We start from the raw sequence: 21,580 nt of genomic DNA, 5'->3' as shown, positions 1-21,580 counted from the left end.
GCCCGAGGTCCGTGCCCGTGCCTGCTTCTCCCGCGTCCATATCCGTGCGGCTGCGCGACGTCCTTCGTCCGACGCGGCCGGTCTGGCTCTCGCCGAAGGTGTTCCGGACCGAGGTGCTCGCTGGCCTGGTCGTCGCGCTGGCGCTGGTCCCCGAGGCGATCTCGTTCTCGATCATCGCCGGAGTGGATCCGGCGATCGGGCTGTTCGCCTCGTTCACGATGGCCGTGGTGATCTCCGTGGTCGGCGGGCGACCCGCGATGATCTCCGCCGCGACGGGCGCCGTGGCTCTCGTGATCGCCCCGCTGAACCGGGAACACGGGCTCGGCCACCTGGTCGCCGCGGTGATCCTGGCCGGCTTCTTCCAGATCGTCCTCGGCGCGCTCGGCGTGGCGAAGCTGATGCGGTTCATCCCGCGCTCGGTGATGGTCGGCTTCGTCAACTCGCTGGCCATCCTGGTCTTCGTGGCCCAGGTCCCGGAGATGTACGGGGTTCCGTGGGCGGTCTATCCGCTGATCGGGGCCGGGCTGGCACTGATGGTGTTCTTCCCGAAGGTCACGAAGGCGGTCCCGGCACCGCTCGTGTCCATCGTCATCCTCACCACGATCACCGTGGCGGCGGGCATCGCCGTCCCCACCGTCGGCGACAAGGGCGCCCTGCCGTCCGCGCTGCCCGCGCCCGGCCTGCCGGACGTACCGCTCACGCTGGACACGCTGACGCTCATCGCGCCGTACGCGCTGGCCATGGCGCTCGTCGGGCTGATGGAGTCGCTGATGACCGCGAAGCTGGTCGACGAGATCACCGACACCCGGTCCTCCAAGACCCGGGAGTCCATCGGCCAGGGCGTCGCGAACATCGTCACCGGACTCTTCGGCGGCATGGGCGGCTGCGCGATGATCGGCCAGACGATGATCAATGTGAAGGTGTCGGGGGCGCGGACGAGGCTGTCGACCTTCCTCGCCGGCGCCTTCCTCATGGTGCTGTGCATCGTCTTCGGGCCGGTCGTCTCCGAGATCCCGATGGCCGCCCTCGTGGCCGTCATGGTCATGGTCTGCCTGGCGACCTTCGACTGGCACTCCGTCGCGCCGAAGACCCTCAAGCGGATGCCCGCCGGTGAGATCACCGTCATGGTCGTCACCGTCGTCTGCGTGGTCGTCAGCCACAACCTCGCCGTGGGCGTCGTCGTCGGCTCGCTCTGTGCGACGGTCATCTTCGCCAGGCGCGTCGCGCACCTGGCGAACGTCACCTTCGTGCTCGACCCGGACGGCGGGCAGGTCGTCTACTGCGTGACCGGTGAGCTGTTCTTCGCCTCCTCCAACGACCTGGTAGGGCAGTTCGACTACGCCGGTGACCCGGACAGGGTGGTCATCGACCTCTCGGCGGCCCACGTCTGGGACGCCTCCTCCGTGGCCGCGCTCGACGCGATCGAGCACCGGTACGCCCAGCGCGGCAAGAGCGTGGAGATCACCGGACTGAACGGCCCCAGCGCCCGCCTGCACGGCACGCTCAGCGGGGAACTCTCGCCGGGGCAGTGACCCCGGAGCCGCACGGCCGGGACGACGGCGGGGCGGCGGCGTCGGCGGCGGGGCGGTCAGTACGGGCGGGGCGCCATGTCCTGGGGTCCGGCGGCCGCGCTCTCGAAGACGCACGCGGGCACCGGGCGGGCGGTCGCGCGCACCGACACGGGCGTGGGCGGCTCCGTCGGCAGCTCGATCTGGACGGTCACGGGCTGGTCGGCGTGCGTCGTGGCGTAGCCCGTCTCCTTGCCGTCGACGAGCACCTCGACGACGGCGGTGTGACCGGTCTGGACCGTGGCACTGACCGAGTGCCCGGCGTGGTCGATGTGGAAGTGATGGCGCCGCCTCATGAGACCGCCTCCCGCCGTGACCCCCTGACGTCAAGCGTAGGCACGGGAGCCGTGCACGGCCCGGCGGAACGTACCGGGGTCCGCGCTAGGGGGCGTCGGGTGCGGAGAGCGCCGAGAGTTCGCTGCGCACGAGGGCGAGGAAGGCCGCGGAGGGCAGGGCCTCGACGGCGCGCTGCGCGGCCAGGGCGTCGAGGTGGTCGAGGACCGCGCCGACGGTGGTGAACGGGCCGATCGGGCGGAGCAGCCAGAGGCGTCCCCCGGGGCGGGGCGGGAGGCCGAGGCCGGCGAGGGCGGCGTCGGCTTCCTGGTCGAGGCCGTGCAGGTCCGGCTCGGTGAGCGGGGCGCACTCCACACCGGTGATGTGGCCGCGCCCGTCGAGCGCGGTGTCCACCGCCCAGTGGGTGGAGCGGTCGGGGATCCAGGTCCGGGCCGCCGGAGGCCACACGTACGGGAGGAACACCCAGCGCAGCTCCTCGGGCGCGGGCTCCCAGCCGAGCACCTCCAGCTCCCGGATCTCGGGCAGCCGGTCCGGCTCCAGTTCGCTGCGGCCGGTGCGGCGCAGTGCGAGCGGGTGCGGCGTTCCGTCCTCGTCCCACGACATGCGGGCACGCTATCCGACCCGGTGGCGGATCTGCGTGACCTCGGCGGCCCGGAAGGGCGACCCGGCTGCCGTGTCACGCCCCCAAAGGGTTGGCCGCGATGCGGGTTGCCGCGCCGCCGGCGACGTAGGCGGCTGCCGCGCAGTCGGGCTTGCGCTTCGCCTGGTCCTCGACCAGGGCGGTGAAGGCGGCGCCGAAGCCGGCCCGGGGGTGGGCGGCGAGCAGGGCGGCCGTGAAGGACGGGTCGAACTCGGACAGGCGCAGGCCCGAGACGTCGGCGCTCGTGCCGACCTGCAGGAGGTGGCTCTCGACGTCCTCGGCCGCCGTCACGTCGTCCCGCATGTGCAGGACGATGACCTCCTCGGCGCGGGCCCGGCGGGCGGCCGGCCAGCCGAGCCCCGCCGTCAGGACGCGCGTGACATGGCCGCCGGCCTCCTCGAAGGGGAGGGTGTGGCTGTCAAAGGGGGCGGTCAGGCCCAGGTCGTGGAGGAGGGCCGCCACGTAGAAGAGCTCCTGGTCGTACGCGAGGCCGTGCTGGTCCGCGTACTGCGCGCCGAAGGCGTAGGAGCGTACGGAGTGGTTCAGCAGCGCCGGGTCCGCGTACTCCGACGCGATCAGCAGGGCGGTGCGGGCCGAGTCGGTGTCAAGTGTCCACGTCATGGGGCGTCAGCGTAGGCGGCGGCTGAAGTCCACCTCGGACGGGGCCTCCCCCGGCCAGTTCAGCCGGGCCGGGGCGGGCGGGGTCTCGGCGAGTACGGTGCCGCGCGAGACGACGTAGCGGGGGCGGACCTGACGGCGGATCGCCTCCTCGGGCGACGGGGCCGGGAGCAGGACGAAGGAGGCGGGGGCTCCCTCCGTGATGCCGTACTCGGCGTCCGACAGGCCCAGGACGCGCGCCGCACGGTCCGTCACCATCGAGAAGGCCAACGGGATCTCGTCGGCGCCGGTGAGCTGGGCGGCGTACAGCCCGACGAGGGCGGTCTGGAGGGGGTTGGCGGTGCCGAGGGCGTTCCAGGGGTCCATCACGTCGTCGTGGCCGAAGGCCACGTTGACCCCGGCCGCCAGCATCTCCTTGACCTGGGTGAGGCCGCGCCGCTTGGGGTAGGCGTCGAAGCGGCCCTGGAGGTTGAGGTTGGCGAAGGGGTTGGCGACCAGGTTGACGCCCGAACGGGACAGCAGCCGCTGGAGTTTGAAGCTGTACGCGCCGTTGTAGGAGCCCATCGCCGTCGTGTGGGAGGCGGTGGCGCGTTCGCGCAGGCCCGAGCGCAGGGCCAGCGTGGCCAGCACCTCCACGAACCGGGACTGCTCGTCGTCGATCTCGTCGCAGTGGGCGTCCACCGGCAGCCCGTGTTCCTCGGCCAGCGCGAAGGCCGTCCGCAGCGAGGCGACCCCGTCCTCGCGAGTGTCCTCGAAGTGCGGGATCGCGCCGACGACGTCGGCCCCGCGGGCGATCGCCTCCTGCAGCAGCGCCTCGCCGTCCGGGAAGGATGCGATGCCCTCCTGCGGGAAGGCGACGATCTGCAGGGTCATGACGTTCCGCACCCGGTCGCGCACTTCCAGCAGCGCGTCCAGGGCGGTGAGGGCCGGGTCGGTGATGTCGCAGTGGGTGCGCACGTGCAGCACCCCGTGGGCCGCCTGCCACCGCAGCACCTCGGTGGCCCGCGCGATCACGTCCTCGCGGGTCAGGGTCCGCTTGCGTTCGCTCCAGCAGGCGATGCCCTCCCAGAGGGTGCCGGAGACGTTGGGACGCGGCTCCCCGGCGGTCAGCGCCGTGTCGAGGTGGATGTGCGGCTCCACGAACGGCGCGGTCAGCAGGGCGCCGTGGGCCTCGACGAGGATGCCGGTGGCCGGCGGTTCCTTCTGGTCGTCGTGCGGGACCACGCGGGCGATCCTGCCGTCCTCCGCGACCTCGACGTCGGACAGGCCTGAGGTGTGCAGCAGCCGGGCGCCCCGGACGATCATCCGCATGGCGCCAGCCTACGGATCCGCGCGGGGCCGCGGGCTCAACCGCGCTTGGCCTGGGCCTTCTGCTGCATCCCGCGGGTCTTCGCGGCGGACGACTGCACGTCCCTGGTCGCGGCCTTGGCCCGGGCCTCGGCGGCCGTGTTCTTCGCCAGCGCCCGCTCGGAGTCCTGGTGGATGTGGTGGCCGGTGTGCGCCTTCTTGGCCATGATCGTTCCTCCCTTGGGCTACGGGTCCACTCTGCGCCCGTTCGGAGCAGTCGGCATCCCGGGGACCACTGCGGCCACAATGGGGCGCATGACCAGCGACAGCGAGATCACCGCCGAGACGCCCGACTGGGAGAAGCGGTTCCGGGCACCGCGCGTCGGACTGCCCGACTGGGCGGAGGACGCCCCGGACCGTTCGCTCTTCGTCTCCAACGCGACCGGAACCTTCGAGCTCTACGCCTGGGACCGCACCACCGGCGTCCAGCGGCAGGCCACCGACCGCCCGAACGGCACCACCGACGGCGCCCTCTCCCCCGACGGGGCGTGGATCTGGTGGTTCTCCGACACCGACGGCGACGAGTTCGGCACCTGGGTGCGCCAGCCCTTCGAGGGTGGCCCGGACGAACCGGCCACCCCCGGCCTGGAGCCCTCGTACCCCGCAGGTCTGGCCATCGGCCGCGACGGCACCGCCGTCGTCGGGCGCTCCACGGACGAGGAGGGCTCGACGGTCCACGTGGTCCGCCCGGACGGCTCCGCGCCCACCGTGATCTACCGGCACCGGGAGTCGGCGGGCGTGGGCGACCTGTCCTACGACGGCACGCTCGTGGCCGTCGAGCACACCGAGCACGGCGACGCGATGCACTCCTCCCTGCGCGTGCTGACCCTCGACGGGTCCACGGTCGCCGAGCTGGACGACTCCCGCGGCGCCACGCGGGAGCTCGGCCTGGAGGTCCTCGGCTTCGCGCCGCTCGCGGGCGACACCCGTCTCCTCGTCGGCCACCAGCGGCGCGGCCGCTGGGAGCCGATGGTGTGGGACGTGGCCACCGGCGCCGAGGAGGAGCTCGCGATCGACCTGCCGGGCGACGTCGGCGCCGAGTGGTACCCGGACGGATCCGCGCTGCTCGTCGCGCACAGCTTCGAGGCGCGCAGCGAGCTGTGGCGCTACGACCTGGCCGCGCGGGAGCTCGTACGGGTGGACACGCCGCCGGGGACGGTGTCGGGGGCCGGCGCGCGGCCCGACGGGAGCGTGGAGTACCTGTGGTCCTCGGCGGCCGAGCCCTCGACCGTACGGTCGACGGCGGGCGGGGTCGTCCTGGACCCTCCCGGCTTCAAGGCACCCGGGTCGGTGCCGGTGGAGGACGTGTGGGTGGAGGGTCCGGGCGGCCGGATCCACGCGCTCGCGCAGCGGCCGGCCGGCCACGGCGAGGGCCCCTTCCCGACGATCTTCGAGATCCACGGCGGGCCCACCTGGCACGACAGCGACGCCTTCGCGGCGACCCCGGCGGCCTGGCTGGACCACGGCTTCGCGGTCGTGCGGGTCAACTACCGCGGCTCGACGGGCTACGGCCGCGCCTGGACGGACGCCCTCAAGCACCGGGTCGGCCTGATCGAGCTGGAGGACATCGCGGCGGTCCGGGAGTGGGCGGTGGCCTCCGGCCTCGCGGACCCGGCACGCCTCGTGCTGTCGGGCGGCTCCTGGGGCGGGTACCTGACGCTGCTGGGCCTGGGCACGCAGCCCGACGCCTGGGCGGTGGGCCTGGCCGCCGTACCGGTCGCGGACTACGTGACGGCGTACCACGACGAGATGGAAGCGCTGAAGGCCCTGGACCGCACCCTCTTCGGCGGTACTCCGGAAGAGGTCCCGGACCGCTTCGAGGCCTCCTCGCCGCTCACCTACGTCGACGCGGTGAAGGCACCCGTGCACATCGCGGCGGGCGTCAACGACCCGCGCTGCCCGATCCGGCAGATCGACAACTACGTGGACCGGCTGGTGGCGCGCGGCGCGGAGCACGAGGTGTACCGGTACGACGCCGGGCACGGTTCGCTGGTCGTGGAGGAGCGGATCAAGCAGGTCCGGATGGAGCTGGAGTTCGCGCTGAAGCACCTGCCCCGCTAGTCCCGCGCCGGTGCACCCCCCGTACGGTGGTGGGGTGCACCGGTTTCTCCTGACCCCGCGCTGGTGGGGGATCAACGTCTTCGTCGCGCTCGCCGTCCCCTTCTGTCTGTTCATGGGGTCCTGGCAGCTCGGCCGGTTCGAGGACCGTGTCGACAGCCACCGGGAGGCGACGGCCCAGCAGCCCGCCGACCAGGTGGCCGAGCCCCTGGACTCGCTGCTTCCGGTGGACACGAAGACCTCCGGAAGGCTGGCTTCCACCGCCGGGGAGTACGCCGATCAGATGCTGGTGCCCGAGCGCCGGCTCGACGGCGCTTCCGGCTTCTACGTCCTGACCCTGCTGAAGACCGACTCCGGCAAGACCGTCCCGGTGGTCCGGGGCTGGCTGCCGGGGGCGGCGGACGCGGCGAAGGCCCCGGCCCCGCCGAGCGGCCGGGTCGAGGTCACCGGCGCCCTGCAGGCCCCGGAGAACTCCGGCACGAAGGGGGTCCACTCCCAGGGCGGCCTGCCGGCCGGGCAGCTCGGCGTGATCGGCGCGGCCTCGCTGGTCAACCTCGTCCCGTACGACCTGTACGACGCCTGGCTGACCGTGCAGACCCCGTCGGACGGGATGATTCCGGTGCCGGCGCAGGCACCGGCCAACACCGGGCTCGACCTGAAGGCCTTCCAGAACCTCGGCTACACCGGCGAGTGGTTCGTCTTCGTCGCCTTCGTGCTCTTCATGTGGTTCCGGCTCTACCGCCGCGAGGTGGAGAGCCTGCGCGATGCCGAGGCGGGGCTGCTCGAACCCGCCGCGTAGGGCGGGCGAACCGGGCCCCGCTCGACGCTCGACGCACCGCTCGCCCGACCGTTCGCCTCGTCGGGCTACGCGCCGAGCGGGATCGCACCCGTCCGGTAGACCGTTCCGCCGCAGGCCTCGGGAAGGGTCGTCCGCGTGGTCGCGGATCCCGGCTGCGGGGTGTGCGAGACCGAGACGCCGGCCGTCACCGGGGGCGCCCCCGTCTGCGGCTCGGTGGCCGCCCCCTGCGCCGGAGCGCCCGAGCTGCCCGCGGAGTCCGTCTGCGGCGGCTTGCCTCCCGCGTCCGGTTTCGTCGGCGTACAGGACTCCTTCGAGGGCACCCACGCGAAGCGGACCTCGTACGCCGTGTTCGGCGGGAGCACCAGCACCGGCGCCTCCGCCGACGGGTCGGGCAGCAGCCCGCTCGCCGGGTCCCCCGCGGTGTGGCCGACCACCGCGACCGAGGAGCCCTGGCCGGCCGACGCACCCGGCGCCGGGGCGGCCGAGACGGCGTCCTGGCCGGTGACGGCGCAGCCCTGCGCGGAGACGTTGGTGACCCGGAAACTGCCGTACACCCGGCCGTCGGTCTCCGGGGCGCGGGCCGAGCCCACCACCCCGAGCTGGTCCGCGCCGCATCCGGGCACTCCGGGCGCGGCCACCGGCGGCATCGGACCGGAGCCCGGCACCGAACCGGCCGTGCCGGCGGACGTGCCCGCGGCGCCGGTGGGGCCCGCCGTCAGACCGCCCACCGGGGAACCGCCCAGCGTGGCGTCCGGGTGCCCCGTGGCGCCGCCCACGGCCGGGGAGCCCCCGGAGGAGCGGGTGGACCGCGGCTGGTTCCCGTATCCGTTCTGGTGCGGGTCGGAGGCGACCGCACCCGGCTTGTCGCCGGTGTGCTCACCGTGCCCGGCCATGGCCGGGTGGTCCGTGGCCCCGCCCTCACCGCCCGCCAGGTGCATGAGGGCCGGGATGGCGGTCCCCGCGAGCAGGGCCACCGCGGCGGCGCCGACCAGGGCCTGGCGTTTGCGGGCGCGGCGGGCGGGCACGGCGTGCCGCAGCCGCTCCAGGGCTCCCGCGGCGGGCTGGAGGCCTTCGACGGCCCCGTGCAGCAGGCCCCGCAGCGCCTCTTCCTCGCTCGCTCCGCGCGGCGGAGTGTGGTCGTCCATCATGACTGCGCAGCCTCCATCGCCACCCGCAGCGCGGCAATGCCCCGCGATCCGTACGCCTTGACCGAGCCGAGCGATATCCCGAGCGTCTCGGCGACCTGGGCCTCCGTCATGTCCGCGAAGTAGCGCAGCACCAGCACCTCGCGCTGGCGGCGCTGGAGTCCGCGCATCGCCTTGATCAGATCGTCCCGTTCGAGCTGGTCGTACGCGCCCTCTTCGGCGCTCGCCATGTCCGGCATCGGCTTCGACAGCAGCTTGAGGCCGAGGATGCGCCGGCGCAGGGCGGAGCGCGAGAGGTTCACGACGGTCTGGCGCAGGTACGCCAGGGTCTTCTCCCTGTCGCGCACCCGGTTCCGCGCCGAGTGCACGCGGATGAACGCCTCCTGGACCACGTCCTCGCAGGAGGCGGTGTCGTCGAGGAGCAGGGCGGCCAGGCCGAGCAGGGAGCGGTAGTGCGCCTGGTAGGTCGCCGTCAGGTGGTCGACGGTGGTCCCCGCCACCACCTCGACCGTCACTTCGGCCGTCGTCCCGGCCGTGACCTCGGACGGCTCGTTCCGGCTGCTCCCCGCCGCCTCAGCGCTGTCGCGCGGCGCGGGCACGAGACCGCCGGGGATCGGTACGGCCGTCAGTACGGGCGCCTCGGACGGCCCCGCCGGCGGGACGGGCACGATCACGGGGAGACCGCCGCCGGACGCGCGCAAGCCCCGGCGCGACGGGATGATCCCGAGGTGCGCCGGGAGGAGGGTCGGTTCGAGCAGTGCCTCTGCCACGCCTGTAGGACACGCGTCCCCCCGTCAGGGTTGTACGCGCGAGGCAGCCTCACCGGCCATATCCCCATTGCCCTCATGCGTACCCGCTCTTCCCGAATTGCCCCGTCTTATCGAGACGGCAGTCGGGCCATCACCTTGATCAAGGGATCGGCACCGATCCTACAAAGCGAATTACGCAAATTCACCTGCGATCAGTTCCGCGATGAGCGTGGCATTCAGCGCGGCGCCCCTGCGGAGATTGTCGGCGCACACGAAGAACTCCAGGGCGCAGGGGTCGTCGAGCGAGGTCCGCACCCGCCCCACCCAGGCCGGATCCGTTCCGGCGGCGTCCGCGGGGGTGGGGAACTCCCCCGCCGCGGGATCGTCCACGAGCACCACGCCGGGCGCGGCCTCCAGGATCTCGCGGGCGTGCGGGGCCCCCACTTCGTTGGCGAACCGGGCCCGCACGGTCAGCGAATGCCCGGTCAGCACCGGCACCTGGACACAGGTCACCGACACCGGGAGCTGCTCCAGCTGCAGGATCCGGCGGGTCTCGGCCCGGACCGCCAGCTCGTGCGAGGACCAGCCGTCCTCGCGCAGCTCTCCGGACCAGGGCACGACGTTGAGGGCGAGGGGACCGGCGAAGGGGCCGGTGTCCTCGCCCACGGCACGGCGGACGTCACCGGTCTGCTCCCCGAGGGCGGTCCCCGCGACCAGCGACAGCTGGCGGCGCAGCGCCTCGGAGCCGGGCCGGCCGCCGGCGCTCGCCGCCTGGTACGAGGAGACCACCAGCCCGGTGAGGGAGTACGCGGCGTGCAGCGCGCCCAGGGCCGCGATCATGGCGGCGGTCACGCAGTCGGGGCCGGCGACGATCCCGCGCGGCCGGTTCCGTACGGCGTGCCCGTTGACCTCGGGCGCCACCAGCGGGACCTCGGGGTCCGCCCGGAAGGCGGCGGACTGGTCGACGACGGCGGCGCCGCGCGCGGTGACGACGGGCGCCCACCGGGCCGAGACCGCGGCGGGGGTGAGGAAGAGCGCGACGTCGCCCGGACCGAAGCCGTCGAAGGCGTCCTCGGTGAGGGCGAGCACCTCGGTCTCCTCCGCGCGGACGGCCAGCGTGCGGCCGGCCGAGCGCGCGGAGGCGATCAGGCGGATGTCGCCCCAGACGTCCGCCCGCTGGGACAGGATCTGGAGCAGGACCGAACCGACCGCTCCGGTCGCCCCGACCACGGCGAGTGCCGGGGCGGAGGACCGGGTCGCGGTCATCGTCCGGTGCCTCCGTAGACGACGGCTTCGTCGCTGTCGGAGTCGAGGCCGAAGGCCGTGTGCACGGCGCGGACGGCCTCGTTGACGTCGTCCTGGCGGGTGACGACCGAGATGCGGATCTCGGAGGTGGAGATCAGCTCGATGTTGACGCCCGCGTCGGACAGGGCCTGGAAGAACGAGGCGGTGACGCCCGGGTTCGTCTTCATGCCGGCGCCGACCAGGGAGATCTTGCCGATCTGGTCGTCGTAGCGCAGGGAGTCGAAGCCGATCTGGCCCTTCGCCTTCTCCAGCGCTTCGATGGCCTTGTGGCCCTCGGCCTTGGGGAGCGTGAAGGAGATGTCCGTCAGGCCCGTGGACGCGGCGGACACGTTCTGCACGATCATGTCGATGTTGATCTCGGCGTCCGCGATGGCGCGGAAGATCGCCGCGGCCTCGCCCGGCTTGTCCGGGACGCCGACGACCGTGATCTTGGCTTCGGAGACGTCGTGAGCGACTCCGGAGATGATGGCGTGCTCCACCTGCTCGTCCCCTTGCGGATTCTCGTTGCTGACCCAGGTGCCCGGCAGTCCCGAGAAGGACGAGCGGACGTGGATCGGGATGTTGTATCGGCGTGCGTACTCGACACAGCGGTGCAGCAGCACCTTGGAACCGGAGGCGGCGAGCTCCAGCATGTCCTCGGAAGAGATCCAGTCGATCTTCTTCGCCTTCTTCACGACGCGGGGGTCCGCGGTGAAGACGCCGTCGACGTCGGTGTAGATCTCGCAGACCTCGGCGTCCAGGGCCGCCGCGAGCGCGACCGCCGTGGTGTCCGAGCCGCCCCGGCCCAGGGTGGTGATGTCCTTGGAGTCCGCGGACACGCCCTGGAAGCCGGCGACGATGGCGATGTTGCCCTCGTCCAGCGCGGTGCGGATACGGCCCGGCGTGACATCGATGATGCGCGCTTTGTTGTGGACCGAGTCGGTGATCACGCCTGCCTGGCTACCGGTGAACGACTGGGCCTCGTGGCCCAGGTTTTTGATCGCCATGGCCAGCAGGGCCATGGAGATCCGCTCTCCGGCGGTCAGCAGCATGTCGAATTCGCGCCCGGCAGGCATCGGCGAAACCTGCTCGGCGAGATCGATCAGCTCGTCCGTCGTGTCGCCCATCGCGGAAACCACGACGACCACCTGGTGGCCGTTCTTCTTGGCGTCCACGATCCGCTTGGCGACACGCTTGATGCCTTCGGCATCGGCTACGGAGGAGCCTCCGTACTTCTGCACGACAAGGCCCACGTGCGCTCCTCGCTCAGTCCGTCTCATTGCTGGTGCAGTGTAACGAGCGACCGGGATCCGACCGCTTCGTACCACATCATGAGACGAAAAGATCAAAGAACGGGTTCCCGCGCCGAGGCTCTATTTGCCGTGCGCCCGCGGCCCCGCCGGCCGCGGCGGCCGCGGCGTCACTTGCGGCCGAGGCCGCCCAGCTCCTCCGCCATGACCTGCCCGGCCTGCTCCGCGAGGTCCTCCTCCGTCAGGTCCTCGTCCGTGTCCAGGCCGTCCAGGGCCGCCAGGGGCTGGTTCAGCCGCACGTGCGCGATCAGCGACTGGAGGGCGCGAAGCGTGGCCGAGGCCGTCGGACCCCAGTTGGTGAAGTACGAGAACTGCCACCACCACAGGGCCTCCGTGATGCGGCCCGACTGGTGGTGGATGAGCCCGTGCCGCAGGTCGGCGACCACATCGGCCAGGTCGTCGGAGATCCGGTGCGCCACCGGCGTCTTGCGCGGCTCGTACGGGTCGAAGACCTCGGAGTAGACGTCCACCGGCTCCAGCATGATCGCGAACCGCTCGCGCAGGTCGTCCACGTCCGGCTCCGGGCCGAGGTCGGGCTCGTAGCGCTCCTCCGGCATTACGTCCTGGTACGCGCCGAGCCGGCCGCCCGCGAGCAGCAGCTGCGAGACCTCCAGCAGGAGGAAGGGCACCGCACTGTCCGGGTCCTCGCCCTTGGCCACCTCGGTCACCGCAACGATGAACGACTCGATCTGGTCCGCGATCGAGGCGGCGAAGTCGTCCGGATCCTGGCCGAGGGCGTGCAGCGTTGCGTCAGACATCGAGAAGTCGCCTTCCTTCAAAGGCCCGCCCGAGCGTGACCTCGTCCGCGTACTCCAGATCTCCCCCGACGGGGAGCCCGCTGGCCAGGCGGGTGACCTTGAGGCCCATGGGCTTGATCATGCGGGCGAGGTAGGTGGCGGTCGCCTCGCCCTCGAGGTTCGGGTCGGTGGCGAGGATCAGCTCGGTCACCTCGCCGTCCGCCAGCCGCGCCAGCAGCTCACGGATGCGCAGGTCGTCGGGACCGACGCCCTCGATCGGGCTGATCGCGCCGCCGAGGACGTGGTACTTGCCCCGGAACTCGCGCGTCCGCTCGATCGCGACGACGTCCTTCGGCTCCTCGACGACACAGATGACCGTGAGGTCGCGGCGCGGATCGCGGCAGATGTTGCACCGCTCCTCCTGCGCCACGTTCCCGCACACCGCACAGAACCGGACCTTGTCCTTGACCTCCAGCAGCGCGTGCGCGAGGCGGCGGACGTCGGTGGGCTCGGCCTGCAGGATGTGGAAGGCGATCCGCTGCGCGCTCTTGGGCCCGACGCCGGGCAGCCTGCCCAGTTCGTCGATCAGGTCCTGAACCACGCCTTCGTACAACGGACTGCCTTCTCTCTGTGTGGGGTGCTGCGGGTACTAGAACGGAAGACCGGGAATGCCGCTGCCGCCGCCCAGTCCCTGGGCCAGGGGGCCCAGCTTCTGCTGCTGGAGCGCCTGTGCATTCTCGTTGGCCGCCTGGACCGCCGCCACCACCAGGTCGGCGAGCGTCTCGGTGTCCTCGGGGTCCACGGCCTTCGGGTCGATCACCAGGGCGCGCAGCTCGCCGGAGCCCGTGACGGTCGCCCTCACCAGGCCGCCGCCGGCCTGGCCCTCGACCTCGGTCTGTGCAAGCTCCTCCTGGGCAGCGGCGAGATCCTGCTGCATCTTCTGGGCCTGCTGGAGCAGCTGCTGCATGTTGGGCTGGCCACCACCGGAAATCACAGGACATTCACTCCGTTCATCGGGACCGTCGGGCCTTCGGGACCTCGCAACGCGTGGTCAATCCGAGCCTACGTGCTCCCCGCGCGCTGCGCCCTACGCCGTGAGGACCAACTCTTTCGAGTGAGAGACGGGGCGTACGCGTACCTGCTGGAGACCTCCTTGTGAGCGGAAATCCCGGGATTCGGCGCCCACCGCCCGTCATTCGAAGGTAGGAAGAGCATGCGCATCATTGCGCACACGCGCACCACCACACGTCAGCGCAGGCAGAGGGAGTGCCGGGTGAGCCAGCCGGAGATGCAGCCCGAGGGGCCACCCCGGGATCCCCGGGAGGAAGGCGGCGGACCGATGGCGGCGGGCGATCTGACCGGCCGGCCGTTCCCCCTCGGGGACTGGGGCGAACCCGCGGAGCGGCTCGACGAGCTCTACCGGCGGGTCGAGGCCGATGCGCTGCGCACCGCGGAGTGGTACCTGTCCGACCGGGCGTGGAAGCGCCGGGGCGCGCGGGTGCTGCGCGTCGCCGCTGCCGTGGGGGCCGTCACGGGCGCCGCGATGCCGCTGCTGGAGCTGACGGGCTCGGCGCCGGGCGCCTCGACGTACGGGTACCTGGCGCTGCTGCTGGGCGCGGCCGCGCTGGCCTGCGACCGGTTCTTCGGTCTGACGTCCGGCTGGATGCGGGACGTGGCCACGGCCCAGGCGGTGCAGCGGCGGCTGCAGACCCTGCAGTTCGACTGGGCGTCGGAGAACGTGCGCGAGGTGCTCGGTCCCACCGAGGGGACGGCCAGCGAGGCCGCGGAGCGGTGCCTGACCGTGCTGCGGCGCTTCTCGGAGGACGTCACGGAGCTGGTGCGCTCGGAGACCGCGGAGTGGATGGTGGAGTTCAGCTCGGGCCCCGCCCCCCTGGTGATGCAGTCCCTGGGCGCCTCCGGGGCACGCGCGGACACGAACTTCCCCCCGGCCCGCTTCCCCCTTCCCCCGGGCACCCGCCCGAACATGCCGCGCCAACGCCCGCCGGAACAACCCCGCTGACGGGTGCGCGGCGCGGCGCCCGGGGCACGGCCCCGGGCACCTCGCCGCGCAGCCCCGGGACCACGCGGCGCAGCCCCCGGACCCCGCCGCCGTCAGCTGAAGATGATCATCGAGCCCTGGCCGAGACTGCGGGTCGCCGCCGCGTGCAGCCCGAGCCACACGTGCCGCTCGCGGGCGAAGGGACTGTCGTCGTACGGAATCGGCCCCGCCGGTTCCTCCAGCGACGTCGGGCGCCCCGGCGGAGCCGGCGCGGCGGGCGGGTTGCCCGGGTCTATCCCGATCGCGGGAGCCACGAACGCCAGCTCCCGCAGCAGCCCCTGCGCGGACCCCAGCGGACCACCCCCGGCCAGCAGCTCCTCGTTCGCCAGCGGAGCCGTGAAGTCCACCGGCACGTACGCGCCCGCGTGGTCGTAGTGCCACACCAGGTGCGACTGCTGCGCCGTGGGCTCGAACATCTCCAGCAGCTGCTCGTAGTCCCCGCCCAGCTCGTCCACCGGGGTCACCGGCAGCCCGCAGAGCTGGAGCAGGTACGCCCGCCTCAGGAAATGCAGGGCGTCGTAGTCGAAGCCGGCGACCGGGGCGACGTCCCCGCTCAGGCCCGGCATGTAGGCGAACACGGGCACGGACGGCAGTCCGGCCGCGCTCAGCGCCTTGTCGTACGAGGCGATCTCTTCCGCGAAGGGGTTGTCGGGGCTGTGGCACAGCACGTCGACAAGGGGGACCAGCCACAGGTCACAGGCCACTCGGCCTCCGATCAGTCGTTGTCGCCGATCCGGCCAGCGTAGTGCGCCGAACACCCTCCGCGAAGGGGTGCGCAGAACCTCGGGGGTCAGAGGCCGGCGGCCCAGGCCAGCGCGTGCTCGTTGTGACCCTGCACGATGCGCCGCACCGTGTCGGCGTCCGCCAGCGTCACCGCGTCGACCAGGTCGCTGTGACCGTCCCACAGGGCGTCCCGCAGCTGCGGGGCGCGCTGGAGGTGGGGGACGGCGAACACCCAGCACTGCACGCGGATGCGGTGCAGGAACTCGGTGATGTAGGTGTTGGCGACCAGCCCGCTCAGCTCCCGCCAGAAGCGCAGATCGTAGCCGATCAGCACTTCGAGCGAACCGCTCTCGGCGGCCCGCCGCGCCTCCTCGGCCCGGCGGCGCACCGACACCAGCATCTCGCCGGTGCCGGGGGCCGGGCCGCACTCGGCGAGCCGGCGGAAGATCCCGTCCACTACGAGCGCGCGGGCCTCGATCATTCCCCGGAAGTCGTCCACGGACAGGATGCGGACGCGGAAGCCGCGGTGCTGGACCAGTTCGAGCAGTCCCTGGGCCGAGAGGTCCACGAGCGCCTCGCGCACCGGCGTCGCGGAGACCTCGTACTGCTCGGCTATCTGCTTGACGGTGAACTCGGTCCCCGGGGGCAGGCGTCCCGCGAGCACCTCGTCGCGCAGCGCGTCCGCGATCTGCTGACGAAGTGTGTTGCGGGTGACAGCTCCGCTGCCTGGCATAGGGGTCCGTCTCCTGTCGTAGAGCTCCGGACACCATAGGCCAGACAGCGAGGCTGAAACCGAGTGGTTCGTGATCGTTATGTGGAGGTCAGGACCGTTATGCGGACGAGGGCCGCGCCTAGGCGGTGGTGTGGCGGTCGGCGACCGTCAGCGCCTCGTCGAGCAGGGCCAGACCCTCCTTCGCCTCCGCCTCCGTGATGGTGCACGGGGGGACGACGTGGGTGCGGTTCATGTTGACGAACGGCCACAGGCCGGACGCCTTGCACGCGGCCGCGAATTCGGCCATCGGCGCGTTGTCCGCACCGGCGGCGTTGTACGGGACGAGCGGCTCGCGCGTCTCCTTGTCCCGTACGAGCTCCAGCGCCCAGAAGGCGCCGAGGCCGCGGACCTCGCCGACCGAGGGGTGCCGTTCGGCGATCTCGGCGAGCGCCGGTCCGATCACGTTCTCGCCGAGGTGGGCGGCGTGCTCGACGATGCCCTCCTCCTCCATGGCGTTGATCGTCGCGACGGCCGCGGCGCAGGCCAGGGGGTGCCCGGAGTAGGTGAGTCCGCCCGGGTAGGGGCGGGTGGCGAAGGTCTCGGCGATGGCGGCGGAGATCGCGACGCCGCCGAGCGGCACGTAGCCGCTGTTCACGCCCTTGGCGAAGGTGATCAGGTCGGGGGTGACGTCCCAGTGCTCGGCGGCGAACCACTTGCCGGTGCGGCCGAAGCCCGCCATGACCTCGTCGAGGACGAAGACGATGCCGTGGCGGTCGCAGAGTTCGCGCACGCCCGCGAGGTAGCCGGGCGGCGGGGTCATGATCCCGGCGGTGCCGGGCACGCTCTCCAGGATGATCGCCGCGATGGTCTGCGGCCCCTCGAAGGCGATGGTGTCGGCGAGGTGGGCGAGGGCGCGGGCGCACTCCTCGGCCTCGGTGGTGGCGTGGAAGGCCGAGCGGTAGAGGTACGGGCCCCAGAAGTGCACGACGCCGGCGGCAGCCGTGTCGGAGGGCCAGCGACGCGGGTCCCCGGTCAGGTTGATCGCGGCGGCGGTGGCCCCGTGGTACGAGCGGTACGTGGACAGCACCTTCTGCCGGCCCGTGTGCAGACGGGCCATGCGGACGGCGTTCTCGACGGCCTCGGCGCCGCCGTTGGTGAAGAAGATCTTGTCGAGGTCGCCGGGGGTCCGCTCGGCGATGAGGCGTGCGGCCTCGGAGCGGACGTCCACGGCGAAGCCGGGTGCGAGGGTGCAGAGCCGGGCGGCCTGCTCCTGGATCACGGCGACGACCTTGGGGTGCTGGTGGCCGATGTTCGTGTTGACCAGCTGGGAGGAGAAGTCGAGGTAGCGCTTGCCGTCGTAGTCCCAGAAGTACGACCCCTCGGCCCCCGCGACGGCGAGCGGGTCGATCAGGGCCTGGGCGGACCAGGAGTGGAAGACGTGCTTCCGGTCTGCGTCCTTCACTGCGGCAAGGGTGTGCGAGGAGACATGAGGGGTCATGGCGTCACGCTAGAAGTGCGCAGGTGGGGAGGGATATCGGCGGACTGTATGCGCGTGGGGGGCCGGTCTCGGCAGTCTGTCGGCCCGTCCGCTCCCACGGACGCGCCGGCCGGATCATTGACAGCATCCTGTCGTCATGACAGCCTCTTGTCATAAGGGCTCGCCGGGCGGGCCCACCGGAGCAGCCGGATTCGACGCTGGAGGGCGACCACCATGAGCGAGACCCCGCGCACGCCAGTCCACCTCGCGGTCTACGACACGTACGCGGACTGGGAGACCGGACACACCACCGCGCACCTCACCCAGCGCGGCCACGTCGTCCGCACGGTCGGCCTCGCCGCCGACCAGCCGGTCACCACCATGGGCGGCGTCCGCGTCCTGCCCGACCAGGCCCTGGCCGACCTGCGGCCGGAGGACTCCTCGCTGCTGATCCTCACCGGCGCCGCCCTGTGGGACACCGGCGAGGACCTGGCGCCGTTCGCGGCGAAGGCGCGGGAGTTCCTGGCCGCCGGGGTACCGGTCGCGGCGATCTGCGGGGCCACCGCCGGCCTCGCCCGCGCGGGCCTGCTGGACGGCCGGGCCCACACCAGCGGAGCCTCCTTCTACCTGGCCTCGCAGCCGGGCTACGGGGGCGCCGAGAGCTACGTCGAGGCCGACGCGGTCACCGACGGAGACCTGATCACGGCGGGGCCGACGGAACCGGTCGCCTTCGCCCGCGAGGTCTTCGCCCGCCTCGACGTCTACAAGCCGGACGTCCTGGACGCGTGGTACCGGCTCTTCCACGACTCGGACCCGAGCGCGTACCCGGTCCTGATGGCGGCGGCGGAGGCCGGCGATGCCTGAACCGCAGCCGGCCGGCACCATCCGGGCCCGCCAGGACCTGCTGAGCCGCACCGCGCTCGGGGTGTTCCGGCTGAACGGCCAGTTCCTCTCCGTCTCGGAGGAACTGGCCCGGCCGGCCGGGCTGACGGCCGCCTGGTGGCAGGTGCTGGGGGCGGTGCTGCGGGAGCCGCTGCCCGTCGCGGGCATCGCCCGGACCATGGGGATCACCCGGCAGAGCGTGCAGCGCGTCGCGGACCTGCTCGTCGCCAAGGGCCTGGCCGAATACGCCCCGAACCCCGCCCACCGCCGCGCGAAACTGCTGCGCCCGACGCAGGAGGGGTACGCCGCGGTCGCCCGCATCGGCCCGGGGCACGCCTCCCTGGCCACCCGCCTCGCGGCAGAACTGGGCGACACCGCCTTCGCGGAAACGGTCCAGGTCCTGGAACGCCTGGCCCAGGCCTTGGACACGCTGGCCGCGGACCCGGCCGCACCCGCCGGGCCGGTTGAGGCTTGAGGCGGGGGCCCGGGGGTCGGGGCGGGGGGCGGGGGGAGTTGGGGTTCGGGGTTCCGGGCGGGGCCTGATCCTTGAGCCGCGCCGGCCGCCGCCCGGATCGGGCCCGGGCCTGATCCGGGCGGCGACACCCCGGGCCCGAGCAACCGCCCGGCACCCCCAACCGTCTTTCCCTGCGGAGCCGTTCGGCCAGTGCACGGCACGGGAGGGACCCCGGCATGGAACAGCTGCATCCGTACGACCCCCACCACGTCGGCCCCTACCGTCTGCTCTCCCGCCTGGGCGCCGGCGGCATGGGCCAGGTCTACCTCGCCCGCTCCGACCGCGGCCGCACCGTCGCCGTGAAGCTGGTCCACCACGAGCTCGCCATCCGCGAGGAGTTCCGCATCCGGTTTCGCCACGAGGTGGCCGCCGCCAGGCGCGTCGGCGGCGAGTGGACCGCCCCGGTCCTCGACGCCGACACCGAGGCGGCGACCCCCTGGGTCGCCACCGGATACGTCGCAGGGCCGAGCCTGCGCGAGGTCGTGGCCCGTGACTTCGGCCCGCTGCCGGCCCGTTCCGTACGGATCCTGGCCGCGGGCCTCGCGTACGCCCTCCAGGACATCCACCGCGCCGGCATCGTCCACCGCGACCTGAAACCGTCGAACGTCCTGCTCACCCTCGACGGCCCGCGCGTCATCGACTTCGGCATCGCCCGCGCCCCGGCGGAGCCCGGCGACACGGCGGGCGGCGGCCTGACCCGCGTCGGCGAACTCATCGGCTCCCCCGGATTCATGGCGCCCGAGCAGATCCGCGGCGAGCCCGTGACCGCCGCCTGCGACGTCTTCTGCCTCGGCGTGGTCCTCGCGTACGCGGCCACCGGCCGGCTGCCCTTCGGCGACGCCGAGCAGCCCGGCGGCCTTGCGGGGCTCCTGCTCCGCAGCACCGAGGCGCCGCCCGACCTGGCCGGCGTACCGGCCGAACTGCACGACCTCGTACGGGACTGCCTGCACCGCGATCCCGCCGCGCGGCCGGGGCCCGCCGAGGTGCTGGCGCGGGTCGGCGCGGGCGACACCGTGGCCGACGGCAGGGCCCTGGAGCCATGGCTTCCGGGCCCGCTGGTGGCCCGGCTCGGACGACACGCCGTACGGCTGCTGGACCGCGAGGACGCCGGCCCGGACCGGCCGACGCCCGCCGCCCCGGCGCGGATGCCGATGGCGGCGCCGATGCCGCCCGCCTACTCCGCGTACGCGCCGGCGGCGGTGGAGCCCGCGCCCCGGCCCTGGACGGCGTCGACCGCCCTGCTCCTGGCGGTGGCCGCGGTCGTCGCCGGCCTGTCCGCCGGCACGGTGTACGCGGTGATGAGCGGGGCCGACGATCCGCGACCGCCCGTCGGCAGCACCCGTAAGCCGACCGCGCCGACGCCCGTCCCCACTCCCGCTTCTGCTTCCGCTTCGGGTTCCGGTTCCGCTTCGGGTTCCGGTTCTGCGGCTGACGGACTGCCCGAGGCCTACCTCGGCACCTGGTACGCCACCCACGGCAGCCAGACCTGGCGGCTCACCCTCACCCGCGGCGCGGTCGGCGACCCGGTGATGTCCCTCGCCGTCGAGGACCCTGGCTTCGCCTGCGCCTGGACGGCGCTCTTGCGCAGCGCCCCCGATCCCGTGGAGCTCGACGCCTCCACCGTCACCTCCGGCGCCCCGCCGACCTGCACGGCGGGCACGTGGAGCCGGCTCCGGTTACTGCCCGACGGCACGCTGCGGCGGGAGCTGGCGGGCGGCGACACCCCTGCGCTCAGCTACCGCCGGCAGTGACGCGCGGGGGTCATGTCCGGGTCGACAAGCCGCTGCGACCGGCGGCTGCGTCGAACCCCCTGATGGCAGACTGAGCCGCGTGCTCACCGCTCTCCTCGGCGCGACCGGGGTCCTGGCGCTCCTCACCCTCGTCCCCGGCCCGGACATGGCGATCGTCACGAAGCGGGCCGTCACCCGCGGGCGCGGCGACGGCCTGCGCACCGTCGCCGGCATCGCCGTCGGGCTGCTGATCTGGGGCGCCCTGACCGTGGCGGGGCTCGCAGCGCTGCTCGCCGCATCGGCCGAGGTGTACCTGGCGGTGAAGCTCGCGGGTGCCGCGTACCTCTGCTGGCTCGGGATCCGCTCCCTGTGGCGACCGGGCGCGGAACCGGAGGCCGAACTCCCGGAGGGGGAGCGGCCGGGGGCGCGTCGCACCGGCGGGGCCTGGCGGACCGGTCTCGTCGCCAATGTGCTCAATCCCAAGATCGCCGTCTTCTACACCGGCCTGCTGCCGGCCCTCGCCCCGCCCGGCCTGCGCCCGGCGGCGGGGATGGCGCTGCTGGTCGGGGTCCACGTGCTGCTGACGCTGGCCTGGCTGGGCACGTACGTGTACCTCCTCTCGCGCGCCCGGCGGTTCTTCGCCCGGCCGCGCGTGCGGCGGGCACTGGACCGGGCGACGGGGGTCGTGCTGATCGGCTTCGGCGTGCGGGTGGCGACGACCTGACCCGGGGAGGAGAGGTCGGAGGGCCGACCTTGACCGAGCGCCGTTGCAAGGCTGTTCAGCACTGCCCGCCCCGCTCGGGTCACCCATGTCATACCTGAGAGCTACACGCGGACACGGCTCCATGGCGTGACGACGACCACGGGGTCGAATTTCTAACTTCGGTATCGGAGAAGGGCCCTGACGGCTCTTCCGGATAGCGGGGGAACACAC

At 72.9% G+C, this 21,580-nt stretch carries 23 protein-coding genes; 8 read left to right on the top strand and 15 right to left on the bottom strand.

Annotation, left to right across the window (positions count from 1 at the left end):
- Positions 1-17 precede the first annotated feature (17 nt).
- Complete coding sequence (locus ACFYP3_RS04325; RefSeq protein ID WP_388826502.1) at positions 18-1,532, top strand: SulP family inorganic anion transporter; 1,515 nt, start codon at positions 18-20, stop codon at positions 1,530-1,532.
- A 56-nt stretch (positions 1,533-1,588) separates the two neighbouring features.
- On the opposite strand, the gene ACFYP3_RS04320 is transcribed toward ACFYP3_RS04325, so the two are convergent.
- From ACFYP3_RS04320 to ACFYP3_RS04300, 5 genes are all read right to left on the bottom strand, one after another.
- Complete coding sequence (locus ACFYP3_RS04320) at positions 1,589-1,864, bottom strand: hypothetical protein (protein ID WP_388826499.1); 276 nt, start codon at positions 1,862-1,864, stop codon at positions 1,589-1,591.
- Between the two features lie 85 nt (positions 1,865-1,949).
- Positions 1,950-2,465, bottom strand: a complete 516-nt coding sequence (locus ACFYP3_RS04315) for a DUF5956 family protein (protein WP_388826495.1) — start codon at positions 2,463-2,465, stop codon at positions 1,950-1,952.
- 73 nt (positions 2,466-2,538) lie between these two features.
- A complete protein-coding gene (locus ACFYP3_RS04310) occupies positions 2,539-3,123 on the bottom strand; it encodes an HD domain-containing protein (protein ID WP_388826492.1) in 585 nt (194 codons plus the stop codon).
- Positions 3,124-3,129: 6 nt separating this feature from the next.
- A complete protein-coding gene (gene codA, locus ACFYP3_RS04305) occupies positions 3,130-4,431 on the bottom strand; it encodes a cytosine deaminase (protein ID WP_388826489.1) in 1,302 nt (433 codons plus the stop codon).
- Positions 4,432-4,466: 35 nt separating this feature from the next.
- Entirely contained in the window at positions 4,467-4,634 is a 168-nt protein-coding gene (locus ACFYP3_RS04300) for a hypothetical protein (protein WP_158754341.1), read from the bottom strand.
- A gap of 88 nt (positions 4,635-4,722) precedes the next feature.
- On the opposite strand from ACFYP3_RS04300, the gene ACFYP3_RS04295 reads away from it, so the two are divergent.
- Entirely contained in the window at positions 4,723-6,528 is a 1,806-nt protein-coding gene (locus ACFYP3_RS04295) for a prolyl oligopeptidase family serine peptidase (RefSeq protein WP_388826486.1), read from the top strand.
- Positions 6,529-6,562: 34 nt separating this feature from the next.
- A complete protein-coding gene (locus tag ACFYP3_RS04290) occupies positions 6,563-7,324 on the top strand; it encodes an SURF1 family protein (RefSeq protein ID WP_388826483.1) in 762 nt (253 codons plus the stop codon).
- Between the two features lie 65 nt (positions 7,325-7,389).
- Here ACFYP3_RS04290 and ACFYP3_RS04285 read toward each other — a convergent pair whose 3' ends face one another.
- From ACFYP3_RS04285 to ACFYP3_RS04255, 7 genes are all read right to left on the bottom strand, one after another.
- Entirely contained in the window at positions 7,390-8,472 is a 1,083-nt protein-coding gene (locus tag ACFYP3_RS04285; RefSeq protein ID WP_388826480.1) for a hypothetical protein, read from the bottom strand.
- Positions 8,469-9,188: a SigE family RNA polymerase sigma factor gene (locus ACFYP3_RS04280; protein WP_388826892.1), complete on the bottom strand. Its 720-nt coding sequence runs from the start codon at positions 9,186-9,188 to the stop codon at positions 8,469-8,471. Before ACFYP3_RS04280 ends, ACFYP3_RS04285 begins: the two co-directional genes overlap by 4 nt.
- Positions 9,189-9,410: 222 nt before the next feature.
- Positions 9,411-10,484 (bottom strand): aspartate-semialdehyde dehydrogenase, encoded by a 1,074-nt coding sequence (locus tag ACFYP3_RS04275; RefSeq protein WP_388826477.1) that lies wholly within the window; start codon positions 10,482-10,484, stop codon positions 9,411-9,413.
- Positions 10,481-11,755 (bottom strand): aspartate kinase, encoded by a 1,275-nt coding sequence (locus ACFYP3_RS04270; RefSeq protein WP_388826474.1) that lies wholly within the window; start codon positions 11,753-11,755, stop codon positions 10,481-10,483. Before ACFYP3_RS04270 ends, ACFYP3_RS04275 begins: the two co-directional genes overlap by 4 nt.
- Positions 11,756-11,922: 167 nt before the next feature.
- Complete coding sequence (locus tag ACFYP3_RS04265) at positions 11,923-12,570, bottom strand: DUF5063 domain-containing protein (protein ID WP_351584953.1); 648 nt, start codon at positions 12,568-12,570, stop codon at positions 11,923-11,925.
- Positions 12,563-13,162 carry a recombination mediator RecR gene (gene recR / locus ACFYP3_RS04260; RefSeq protein ID WP_030709293.1) on the bottom strand — a complete coding sequence of 200 codons (600 nt, stop codon included), beginning with the start codon at positions 13,160-13,162 and terminating at the stop codon, positions 12,563-12,565. Before recR ends, ACFYP3_RS04265 begins: the two co-directional genes overlap by 8 nt.
- A gap of 36 nt (positions 13,163-13,198) precedes the next feature.
- Positions 13,199-13,543: a YbaB/EbfC family nucleoid-associated protein gene (locus ACFYP3_RS04255; RefSeq protein ID WP_388826470.1), complete on the bottom strand. Its 345-nt coding sequence runs from the start codon at positions 13,541-13,543 to the stop codon at positions 13,199-13,201.
- Positions 13,544-13,822: 279 nt separating this feature from the next.
- Here ACFYP3_RS04255 and ACFYP3_RS04250 point away from each other — a divergent pair, with 279 nt between their 5' ends.
- Positions 13,823-14,569, top strand: a complete 747-nt coding sequence (locus ACFYP3_RS04250; protein ID WP_388826467.1) for an SLATT domain-containing protein — start codon at positions 13,823-13,825, stop codon at positions 14,567-14,569.
- Between the two features lie 92 nt (positions 14,570-14,661).
- On the opposite strand, the gene ACFYP3_RS04245 is transcribed toward ACFYP3_RS04250, so the two are convergent.
- From ACFYP3_RS04245 to ACFYP3_RS04235, 3 genes are all read right to left on the bottom strand, one after another.
- Positions 14,662-15,312 (bottom strand): hypothetical protein, encoded by a 651-nt coding sequence (locus ACFYP3_RS04245; RefSeq protein ID WP_388826464.1) that lies wholly within the window; start codon positions 15,310-15,312, stop codon positions 14,662-14,664.
- An 86-nt stretch (positions 15,313-15,398) separates the two neighbouring features.
- On the bottom strand, positions 15,399-16,064 hold the full coding sequence (locus tag ACFYP3_RS04240) for a GntR family transcriptional regulator (protein WP_388826461.1): 666 nt from the start codon (positions 16,062-16,064) through the stop codon (positions 15,399-15,401).
- A gap of 118 nt (positions 16,065-16,182) precedes the next feature.
- On the bottom strand, positions 16,183-17,541 hold the full coding sequence (locus ACFYP3_RS04235; protein WP_388826458.1) for an aspartate aminotransferase family protein: 1,359 nt from the start codon (positions 17,539-17,541) through the stop codon (positions 16,183-16,185).
- A 213-nt stretch (positions 17,542-17,754) separates the two neighbouring features.
- Here ACFYP3_RS04235 and ACFYP3_RS04230 point away from each other — a divergent pair, with 213 nt between their 5' ends.
- The 4 genes from ACFYP3_RS04230 to ACFYP3_RS04215 all read left to right on the top strand — a co-directional run bounded on the left by ACFYP3_RS04230 (position 17,755) and on the right by ACFYP3_RS04215 (position 21,370).
- Complete coding sequence (locus ACFYP3_RS04230) at positions 17,755-18,384, top strand: DJ-1/PfpI family protein (RefSeq protein WP_388826455.1); 630 nt, start codon at positions 17,755-17,757, stop codon at positions 18,382-18,384.
- The gene (locus ACFYP3_RS04225) at positions 18,377-18,877 is read left to right on the top strand and encodes a MarR family winged helix-turn-helix transcriptional regulator (protein ID WP_388826452.1); all 501 of its coding nucleotides are present in this window, start codon (positions 18,377-18,379) and stop codon (positions 18,875-18,877) included. The genes ACFYP3_RS04230 and ACFYP3_RS04225 overlap by 8 nt, the downstream gene beginning before the upstream one ends.
- A gap of 215 nt (positions 18,878-19,092) precedes the next feature.
- Positions 19,093-20,667, top strand: a complete 1,575-nt coding sequence (locus ACFYP3_RS04220; RefSeq protein ID WP_388826449.1) for a serine/threonine-protein kinase — start codon at positions 19,093-19,095, stop codon at positions 20,665-20,667.
- Positions 20,668-20,746: 79 nt separating this feature from the next.
- Positions 20,747-21,370: a LysE family translocator gene (locus ACFYP3_RS04215; protein WP_388826446.1), complete on the top strand. Its 624-nt coding sequence runs from the start codon at positions 20,747-20,749 to the stop codon at positions 21,368-21,370.
- The last annotated feature ends 210 nt before the right edge of the window (positions 21,371-21,580 follow it).

It is taken from the genome of Streptomyces sp. NPDC005533, assembly GCF_042871845.1.
Classification (GTDB): Bacteria; Actinomycetota; Actinomycetes; order Streptomycetales; family Streptomycetaceae; genus Streptomyces.
The sequence above is the reverse complement of the archived record's forward strand: the minus strand, read 5'-3'. Positions and strand labels throughout refer to the sequence as shown.